At 62.8% G+C, this 1,526-nt stretch carries 1 protein-coding gene; it reads right to left on the bottom strand.

The window, feature by feature from the left end; genetic code table 11:
• Window positions 1-120: 120 nt before the first annotated feature.
• Window positions 121-1,443 (bottom strand): IS701 family transposase, encoded by a 1,323-nt coding sequence (locus WAW85_RS00860; protein ID WP_422557779.1) that lies wholly within the window; start codon window positions 1,441-1,443, stop codon window positions 121-123.
• Between the last annotated feature and the right edge of the window lie 83 nt (window positions 1,444-1,526).

A 1,526-nucleotide genomic window follows, 5' to 3' on the forward strand; every position in this document is an offset into this window, starting at 1 on the left:
ACACAGTAAGACTAGTCTTACTGTGTCATAAACTGTCGAGTGGATCTTTGGCAGCATGGACATCGTTCGAGGCGACGTGACAGGGCCCCGATCAAACGGGTGCGGATGGTTGCGATCGAGTCAGCCACGTGCCGCTCGGTTCGCAGCGGGAGTTCCGCGCGGTCGGTAATCGGCGGGTACGGCAAGTGCCGATAGGATCGACGTGTTCCCGGGTCTCGAGGGGGGAATCAGACTCCTCTCGGAGACCAGGAAGGCATAGGCCGCGATGCAGAGGGTTGCGTGGTGGTGGAATCCTCGCCACCCTCGGCCTTCGTAATGTCCGAGACCGAGTTCCTGCTTCAGGTCTTGATAGTCCCGCTCGATGCGCCACCGCAGTTTGGCATTCGCCACCAGGTCGGCAATCGGCATCGTGCCAGGAAGCGACGACAGCCAGTATTTCGTCGGCTCGGCCTCGCTATCGGGCTGCTCGATCAGCAGCCATTCCTCGGGGTAGGGTTCTGAGAGCCAATAATCGCGGTGAGCCGGCCGAACTCGCACCGCGGCGAACCGCGAGGTGAGCGTCGTGTTGGTGCCCTCGCGCCACGAGACGATCTGCCAAGCTTCATCGGGCAAAGTCGCGGCGAGAGCCTTGGCGGACGTCGGCTTGTGATCACGGTCGCGGCGATAGAGCGACGGCGGACGCCCTTTTCCGCTCCAGGGTTTGGGCGGCAATGGCCCCTGTCCCGGCGGCCACAGACTGGTCGACGACTGGACGCCGACGACATAGTCGAAGTCCATTGCCCGCAGGCCGATCCGGAAGGCGGTATCGATGCCGTAGCCGGCATCGGCCAACACCACGCCCAGGGGAATGCCCGCTTCCTTTGCCTGCCGGATCTGATCGAGGGCGATCTGCGGCTTGGTTTTGAACGTGACGTCGTCCGGAACACCGACCTTGACCCGCCGCAGCGGATCCTCGGACCAGGCTTCCGGAAGATAGAGGCGCCATGCAACGGGGAGGCTCGCCTGCTCGTTGGCGACCGACAGCGATACCGCGACCTGGCAGTTGTCCTGCTTGCCGAGTTGTCCGCAGTACTGCCGGGCTACGCCGACCGAATGGCTGCCCTTCTTGGGAAAGCCGGTGTCGTCGATGATCCAGGCACGGATCGGCTCGGACCTCGTGATCACCGGAAGCACGAGAGCACGCACCGTCTCCATCACGGCGGCGTCGCTCCAGTCGGCCTTCGCGACGAAATGGTGCAACGACTGGTGGGCTGCCTGCACGCGTCCCGGCTCCACGCGCGCCGCCATCGGCTCGACGCTCTTTCTGTCCCCGGGCAGCATCAGCCCAGTGCAGTAGGCCTTCATCGGTACGACCCTGTCGGCATGGCCCAAGGCCGCCGCCAATCTCTCGACAAACGCAGCGAACCGCGATTCACTCCCCGTCACGTCCGATCCGAGATCCATGCTCGCTCTCCACGAGGTTGAATCTCTCACCCTTACATGAATCGCTATTTTTATGACACAGTAAGATTAGTCTTACTACATCC

Origin of the sequence: Gordonia sp. (in: high G+C Gram-positive bacteria) (genome assembly GCF_049299075.1) — a bacterium.
In the GTDB taxonomy this organism is placed as follows: Bacteria; Actinomycetota; Actinomycetes; order Mycobacteriales; family Mycobacteriaceae; genus Gordonia.